Below are 1,393 nucleotides of genomic sequence, written 5' to 3'. Positions count from 1 at the left end.
TGCGCTCAGCTCTGGCGCGCAGCAGAGCCTTGAGCTTGGCGAAGGCGTTCTCGATCGGGTTGAAGTCGGGCGAGTCGGGCGGCAGGAAGCAGAGGCTCGCTCCGGCCGCCTCGATGGTGGTCCGAACGTCCAGCCCTGCCGACGGAGCCAAGCGCTCAGCGCCGAGCGGCTCAGATGCAGATCACGTTCGGTGGCCAGGCGCTCCACCATCTCGTCCAGCGTGATGTCCTTGCGATCCCGAATCATCGTCTCGACGAACTCGGCATGGGCGTCCAGGCGCGAACCCCGTCGACCGCCCCCAGGCTGAGCCGAACGTTCGCCAAGTCTGGCACGTGCTGCCCAACGCACCGCCGTCGCTGCGCCGATCCCAAACCGGACCGCAGCGGCGCCGAGCCGAAGACCGCTCCGCCTCCTTCAGAACGCGCTCACGCAGATCGTCGCTGTAGGGCCGTCCCATCGTCCACCTCCGCGGAAGACAGGACCTGAATCACAAACACCGCGCTGATTCAACGCGGGCAGGATTTGCTCTGGAGCGGAATCCGATCAGTCTGCGTCATGTCCGGCGGCTTTGAAGAAGTTGGCGCATTCGCCGGGCTTGAAGCCATCGACGAGCTGGCCGATCCTGTTCCAGAGCGCCTCGACGGTCCTCTCTTCGGCTTTTCGCAAGAGCGCCTTCAGCTTGGAGAAGGCCATTTCGATCGGGTTGAAGTCGGGACTGTAAGGAGGCAGATAAAGGAGCTGCGCGCCGGCGGCCTCGATCAGACGCGCCACAGCCGGTCCCTTGTGGCTGGACAGGTTGTCCATCACGACGATGTCGCCAGGCTTCAATTCGGGAACGAGCACCTTCTCGACATAGGTCTCGAAGGCGACGCGGTTGATGGGCCTGTCGAGCACGAAGGGCGCGACGATCCCGCCCAGGCGAAGCCCGGCGACGAAGGTCGTGGTCTTCCAGTGTCCGTGCGGGATGGCGGCGCGAAACCTCTGATCTTTCGGCGCTCGGCCATATCGGCGCGCCATGTTCGTGGACGCCCAGGTTTCGTCGATGAACACCCAGCAAGAGGGATCGAGATCGATCTAGCCGTGGAACCAGTCCTCCCTGCGCTTCGACACGTTGGGGCGAGCTTGTTCTGCCGCGTGCGCTGTCTTTTTTTCGCGGTGATGCGATGGCGTTTGAAGAAGCGCCACAATCCGCCATAGCCAACCGCGACGCCCGTTTCGGCCAAGGCCGCCCGCAACTCCTCGATCGAGATGTCGGGCTTGGCCTCGTAGAGCCTCAGGATCTCTCCCGCATGGGCCTCGGTCTGTGGAGCGCACCCCGTTTTGACCGGACAGGTGGCATAGCCGATAAGGCATAGGCATCCGCCTATGAGTACGACTATGTCGAAAGCTCCTG

The 1,393-nt window shown here is 63.6% G+C and carries 2 pseudogenes; both read right to left on the bottom strand.

The features are described 5' to 3' along the window. Nucleotides 1-127: pseudogene (locus GGR04_RS23665) on the bottom strand (transposase); the annotation flags it as partial. A 416-nt stretch (nt 128-543) separates the two neighbouring features. Beyond that, nucleotides 544-1,393, bottom strand: a pseudogene (locus GGR04_RS23660) (IS630 family transposase); the annotation flags it as partial.

The sequence above is a fragment of the Aureimonas pseudogalii genome, assembly GCF_014196835.1.
GTDB lineage: Bacteria > Pseudomonadota > Alphaproteobacteria > Rhizobiales > Rhizobiaceae > Aureimonas > Aureimonas pseudogalii.
Note: the sequence above shows the minus strand (reverse complement) of the source record. Positions and strands in the feature narration are given on the sequence as shown.